Here is a 5,577-nt window from a genome sequence, read left to right as displayed (position 1 = left end):
GCCAGCTTTGGGATCACATTGCAACTCCTCCAAGAGGGACGCGAACAAGTCTTGGAACAGCATCGACGCCGGGATGTCGCCTGGGTTGGGGGCCAGCTGATGTACTTCGAGACGGGCCAGGGAAGCGCGCTCTCCCCTGGCCCCTAGCCCCTAACCCCTAGTCCCTAAATGAAGGAAGTAATCATGGTTGAAGCGACATCAAGCCCTTCGTCCTCCGTGCCGGTCATTGGGCCGCGGATGCCGGTACTGGAGGTCGATAATCTGGCTGTCGCCTACAAAGTGCGTGGCGGCGAGGTGGAGGCGATCCAGAACATCTCGTTTGCGGTGGAGCGGGGGGAGACATTTGGCCTGGTGGGCGAGTCCGGTTGCGGCAAAAGCACGACCGCCTGGGCCATTGTCAACTTCCTGGGGGCCAACGGCTACGTCAAGCGGGGCAGCATCAAGTTCCAGGGGCAGGAGTTGCTGGGGCGCACGGCTGAGGAGTTGCGCCAACTGCGCGGCGACCAGATCGCCATGGTCTACCAGGACCCCATGCAGTCGTTGAATCCGACCATGCGCCTGGGCGACCAGATGCGCGAAGTGCTGACTGTCCACCGCGGGGTGAGCGAGGAGGAGGCGACCCGGCGCTGCATCGCCATGCTGGATCGCGTCTACATGCCCGACCCCACCAGTGTCATGAACCGCTACCCGCACCAGATCTCCGGCGGGCAACAGCAGCGCGTGGTCATCGCCATGGCCCTGCTGAACAATCCGGCGCTGCTCATTATGGACGAGCCGACGACGGCGCTGGACGTGACCGTCGAGGCGGCCGTGCTCGACCTCATCGCCGAACTGCGCCGCGATTTCGACACGGCCATTCTCTTCATCAGTCACAACCTCGGCGTCATCGCCCGCATTTGCAACCGGGTGGGCGTCATGTATGCCGGCGAACTGGTGGAGCGGGCGACCGCCGGTGAACTGTTCGCCGCCCCGCAGCACCCTTACACCCAGGGGTTGATCCGCTGCCTGCCCAAACTGGGCCGGGACAAGGCCAGCAGTCTCCTGTACCCCATCCGCGGCCGCGTTCCCCCGCCCGACAACCGGCCGGAGGGCTGCCTTTTCAGCCCTCGCTGCGACTATGCGCGCGACTACTGCCGCGCCGTGCGCCCCGAACTGCGCCAGTTGCCCACCGGAACCTACGTCCGCTGTCACTATGCTGAGGAGATCGATCCGGCGCAGTGGGTTCCGCCGGCTGATATCCAGCTCATCCTGCCGGACCCAACGGCTAACGGTGCGACGGGCGCGCCTATCCTGGAAGTGAAAGGGCTTCAGAAGTACTACCCCATCCAGGGCAACTCCATTCGGGACGTGCTGGGCCTGGGCCAGCCGCGCGCCGTTCAGGCGCTCGAAGACGCCTCATTCCGCGTGGCGAAAGGGCAAACGCTGGGTATCGTCGGCGAGTCGGGCTGCGGCAAGAGTACGTTGGTCAAGACGATCATCGGCCTGGAGAGCAGCACCGGCGGCGCGGCGGAGTTCAAGGGCTTTGACATTACCGGCGACCTGTCTGCGCGCAACGTCGAGCTGATCCGCGAGTTGCAAATGGTCTTCCAGAACCCGGACGCGACCATGAACCCGTCCTACACGGTCGGCCACCAGATCGCCCGCCCCATGGAGCGCTTTGGCACCGTGCCACGCGCTCAGGTGCGGGCCGAGGTGATCCGCTTGCTGGAGGCGGTGCGTCTGGGTGAGAGCTACTATAATCGGCTGCCGCGCCAACTCAGCGGCGGCGAGAAGCAGCGCGTCGGCATCGCCCGCGCTCTGGCCAGCCGGCCCGATCTCGTCCTGTGCGACGAACCCGTCAGCGCGCTCGACGTGTCAGTGCAGGCGGCCCTGCTCAACCTGTTGCTGGAGGTGCAGCGCGACTACGGAACGACGATGATCTTCATCGCCCACGATCTCAGCGTCGTGCGCTTTCTGTCGGATCAGATCGCCGTCATGTATCTGGGCCAGGTCGTCGAGATCGGGCCGGCCGAGGCCATCTACGTGCCACCCTATCACCCCTACACCGAGGCGCTACTGTCGGCCGTGCCCACCATCCCTGACCCCATAGCGCAACAGCGTCGCATCCGGCTGGAAGGAACCGTGCCCAGCGCCCTCGACCCGCCTGGCGGCTGCCGCTTCCACACGCGCTGCCCGCGCCGGGCCATGCTGCCCGATGGCGGCCGCATCTGCGAGACGGACGTTCCCCCCTGGCGGGAAGACGGCAACGGCCACCGCATTCTCTGTCACATCCCGCTCGAGACTCTACGCGCCTTCGAGCCGGTCATCACCGTCCCGCATCCCTCTTCAAGGTAGTCCCATGCTCGTCAAGGACTGCATCATCCGACGTTGCGCCCATGCTACGAATCACTGACATTCTCCTTGCCCCGCCCGGCCCAGCCAATCCGCTGTCGGTGGGCCTAACCATTGGCGGACAGGAGCCTGCGCCGGCCGGCCGGCCGCTCGTCTTCTGGGGCGATCTGGAGGCCGATGTCCTCGATGCACCCGAAGCCGCCCGGCTGGTAGACCTCATCAAACCAGTACTGGCCCAACAACCGGCTACCAGCTTTCGTGCTCTCGCCGAGCGAGTCAGGCGGGCCATTACCGCGCCGGACGCGGCGCCCTCCGCCCATCTTGTCCTTATCGCCGCGCTGGAAGAGACGCTGCTGGCCGCTGTGGCCCATGCTCAGGACCTGACACCCGCGGCGCTGCTGGCCGTCGAGTATGGCTTTGTTCCGGGTGATCGCTCCCCATCATTATCCTTGCTGCTCGAGATCAGCGACTACGACGCGACGGCCGAGCGCATCGATCGGATGCTCGCCCTGCGCCCGGCCGGCATCGGCTACCGGCTGACAGCCGGCGAGCGCGTGGCTGAGGCCATTGGCGAAAATGGAGAGCACTTGCAGCGCTTTGTCCGGGAGTTGCGGCAGCGGGCCGATGCGATTGGCTCACCCTTTTCTATCTACCTGGGTCTGAACGGCGCGTTGGGGCGTTTGGCCGGCGACCCGCTGCGCCACATTGGCAAGGTGCTGGCCCACTGTGTCGGCCTGCAAAACGCGGCGGGGACTCACCAGTTGATTCTTGAAGAGCCGTTCCTGCTCGATGACCCCCTGGCGCAGCTGGCTAACCTCCACCGCCTGAATGACTTCTTACGGCTGACGCCTGACTCGCTGAAGCGCAGCCGGCCCACGCTACTGGTAGCCCGCGCACAACCCCTGCCAGCCGAACTCCAGATGTACGCTGACATCGCGGCGGCACATGCCCTGATATTCGAGCCGCACACTTCCAGCATGGAGAGTATGCTGGTCGGCATCAAGCGCTGTCGGGCGGCCAACATTGGCTCTTTCCTGACGCTCCGCGCGGCGGAGTCACCACGCCGGGCGACGACCATCATCAACATGGCTTGGGCCGCTGGCGCGGCCGGCCTGCTCATTACCTATGACGGGCACAATGACGGGCTGCTTTCTCTGGCGGCGCGGCGACTGGCGGAGTTATCAACGCCTTTCAACCTCCTTGGCGTTGAAGCGGGTTGAGACGGGTCTATTCCGCCGATATATGGATTCAATCCAGCAACAAGCGGCCTCGAAAGCCGTGATATTTCGTGTAGATATACAAATACAACTTTTATATCAGGATATCTTGAGATCAAATCGATATGAGTGAAGCGTGGATCAAGCCGCTCACTCCCTATCTAGCAGCGTCGCAATTCGCTCATCTGGAAGCAGGGAGGTGGATGAGTCATTCAATGCTTCTTTGGGTGTCACATCAAGGTTGTCCAACCACTCGGTGACCACCTGCACGCCCAGCACCGGGGCGTAGATATTGCGCGTCGTTGTCACGTCGGCGTGACCAAGGAACTCCTGCACGACTTCCAGAGGCATGCCCGCGCGCAGCAGTTGCGTGGCCCGGTAGTGGCGAAAGTCATGCGCCGATAGACTTTCGTGTAGATGTTCGGCATGGACGGCTCTCTTGACCACTTTGTGAACCGAAGTGATGCTCAGCCGGGCGCTACTGGAATTACGGCTGTGCGAGACGAAGAGGGCGGGGTTCGTGTCGGTGCGTTCGGCCAGGTAGGTCACCACCGCCTCGCGGGCGTAGCCGCGGATGTGGAGGGTGCGCCCTTTGTTGCCCTTGCCGACGATGGTGGCGTAGGCGGCCCGGCCGTGGCCGACGTTGGCGCGGTTGAGGGCCACCACCTCTGAGATGCGCGCCGCCGTCGAGTAGAGCATCTTGACCACCGCCCGGTCGCGCAAGAGCGACAGGCGGCGGTTGTAGGTGTCATTCTCCGGGGGCAGGGGGAGCGCGTCATAGTAGGCGATGATGCGCGGGATGTCTTGCCGGGCGATGTCGAGATCAATAACGTTCTCGGCCTGGTTGCGCTCAACCTGGCGGCGGGCCATCTGACGCTGGAGCTTGCCGAGCTGGACGGACTCGGGCAGGCGGTCGTAGCCATCGAGGAAGTTTAAGTAACCGGCAACGGCGGCCATGTAGGTCGTCACCGTGGCCCGCGAGCGGTTGGCCAGTAGCCAGTTGCGGTAGTCGAGGATGATGTCGGTCGTCAGCCGGTCGGGGCGTAGAGGCCAGGGCTCAGTCTTGGCGTAGCCGGCGCGGCGAAAGTGTTGCAGCCAGTCGGCGAACAGGCGCAGGCCGCTGCGGTAGGTGGATTCGGTCTTGAGGCTCTGCGCGCCGGCTTCGCGCAGGAAGGCGGCCTCATCCGTCCAGGTTGGCCCTTCGGGCGCCGGTCGCTCGGAAATGGGCAGTAGAGTCTCTTTTCGCGTTCGCGCCATGCGGAACCCCGCCATGGGGTAGGGCCTTGTTTGAGCCGCACCCCTCAAAGCTATATGATCATAATTCAATTAACAAGCATTAGTCACACCAAGACATTATAGAGCATGCCGTCAGTTATGTCAACATTGGGTTGCCGAGGGGGTCACTTGCTGGGCGTCTATAACGACAGAGGCGAACAGCCTAGTGACTGTTCGCCTCTGTCGCTATTATGAAAGCAACAGAACTCGCTATCGCTTAGCTGATCGCGTAATACAACCGGGCGATCACGCCTCCCGCTTCCTGGACACGCGCGGCGCTATCCCCGGACACGAACTCGATCATTGCCCCCTGGCGTACGGCCTGCAGCAGGAGCGGCTCGACAGTCTCGGCCGCGCCGGGATAAGGCAGCACCAGCAATTGCACGACAGCGCGATCCAATGCCCGGCCAACGGCGGTAAAGCCCGTCGCGCCGCGCCCGCCCGCGCCGGCCTCGGCCAATATCTCGCTGACCACGGCCAATTCGTGGTCTCGCTCGGCCTGAATAGCTGTGTCGCGAATGCGCTGGACGATCTCGTGGGGTGGCGTTGCGATGGGTATGGGCAGCACGGCGATCACCCGCTCGCGCGTCGCTGGGTGCAGCGCGCCCAGGACGGCGTTGGCCATTTCGGTGTTCCCGCCCAAAACTATACGAACTATGTTAGGGTTTTTCAGGAAGAACTTGTCTACCTGGCCGGCGATGGAACGAATGAAGCGGCGACTGATCTCATCCTGGCGCCATTGCACGTGCTGGTG

The 5,577-nt window shown here is 63.7% G+C and carries 4 protein-coding genes and 1 pseudogene; 3 read left to right on the top strand and 2 right to left on the bottom strand.

All coding sequences use genetic code 11. The features are described from left to right. The 3 genes and pseudogenes from eutB to ACE3UY_RS18455 form a co-directional block, all read left to right on the top strand. Positions 1-135 (top strand): annotated as a pseudogene (gene eutB, locus ACE3UY_RS18465) (ethanolamine ammonia-lyase subunit EutB); the annotation flags it as partial. A 48-nt stretch (positions 136-183) separates the two neighbouring features. Further along, positions 184-2,334, top strand: a complete 2,151-nt coding sequence (locus ACE3UY_RS18460) for a dipeptide ABC transporter ATP-binding protein (RefSeq protein ID WP_374688952.1) — start codon at positions 184-186, stop codon at positions 2,332-2,334. A 41-nt stretch (positions 2,335-2,375) separates the two neighbouring features. Then, a complete protein-coding gene (locus ACE3UY_RS18455) occupies positions 2,376-3,551 on the top strand; it encodes a hypothetical protein (RefSeq protein ID WP_374688951.1) in 1,176 nt (391 codons plus the stop codon). Positions 3,552-3,698: 147 nt separating this feature from the next. On the opposite strand, the gene ACE3UY_RS18450 is transcribed toward ACE3UY_RS18455, so the two are convergent. Then, complete coding sequence (locus tag ACE3UY_RS18450) at positions 3,699-4,805, bottom strand: tyrosine-type recombinase/integrase (RefSeq protein ID WP_374688950.1); 1,107 nt, start codon at positions 4,803-4,805, stop codon at positions 3,699-3,701. Positions 4,806-5,040: 235 nt separating this feature from the next. Next, the coding region (locus tag ACE3UY_RS18445; protein WP_374688949.1) for a hypothetical protein at positions 5,041-5,577 on the bottom strand (537 nt) is incomplete at its 5' end.

Origin of the sequence: Promineifilum sp. (SeqCode), assembly GCF_041918635.1 — a bacterium.
GTDB lineage: Bacteria > Chloroflexota > Anaerolineae > Promineifilales > Promineifilaceae > Promineifilum.
Note: the sequence above shows the minus strand (reverse complement) of the source record. Positions and strands in the feature narration are given on the sequence as shown.

Excerpts from the sequence above, each read along its gene's own strand:
- ACE3UY_RS18455 (WP_374688951.1), top strand. The coding sequence starts at position 2,376 with ATGCTACGAATCACTGACATTCTCCTTGCCCCGCCCGGCCCAGCCAAT.
- ACE3UY_RS18460 (WP_374688952.1), top strand. The coding sequence starts at position 184 with ATGGTTGAAGCGACATCAAGCCCTTCGTCCTCCGTGCCGGTCATTGGG.
- ACE3UY_RS18450 (WP_374688950.1), bottom strand. The coding sequence starts at position 4,805 with ATGGCGCGAACGCGAAAAGAGACTCTACTGCCCATTTCCGAGCGACCG.